Raw genomic sequence first — 383 nt, forward strand, 5'->3', positions numbered from 1 at the left:
GTAAACGTACGCAGGGACGATTCCAGCGTCAGCGAATTTGAGGCCCCGCTGCGGTTACGATCGGGTGCAACCACCTGGACCTCGGCAAACTCCCTTAAGGCCTTCGCCAGGGTCTGTATCCCCGGCGCATGGATCCCGTCATCGTTACTCAGCAATATTCGCATAGTCACCCGTTGTATTGATAAGCTCCCTGACCACGCTGGTGGCGAAGCTGCCCGCCGGCAGCCAGAAACGCAGTTCAACGGTTACGTCATCCCACCAGTTCCAGCTGAGCTGCTGTGGATAGAGAAGCATCGCCCGGCGCGCCGCCTCGACTTTCTCCCGCACCAGCAGCGCCTGCAACGCGGTTTCCTCGGCGATCGCGGCCTGCTCGAAAGCCAGGG

Annotated in this window: 1 protein-coding gene and 1 pseudogene; both read right to left on the reverse strand. The window is 61.1% G+C overall.

The annotated features are described in order from the left end of the window. A partial coding sequence (locus LU493_RS19715; protein WP_275289496.1) for a 5'/3'-nucleotidase SurE occupies window positions 1–164 on the reverse strand: 164 nt, incomplete at its 3' end. Continuing rightward, window positions 145–383: pseudogene (locus LU493_RS19720) on the reverse strand (tRNA pseudouridine(13) synthase TruD); the annotation flags it as partial. The pseudogene LU493_RS19720 and the gene LU493_RS19715, both read right to left, overlap by 20 nt.

This window comes from Halomonas elongata, from assembly GCF_029081005.1.
Taxonomy (GTDB): domain Bacteria; phylum Pseudomonadota; class Gammaproteobacteria; order Pseudomonadales; family Halomonadaceae; genus Halomonas; species Halomonas elongata_B.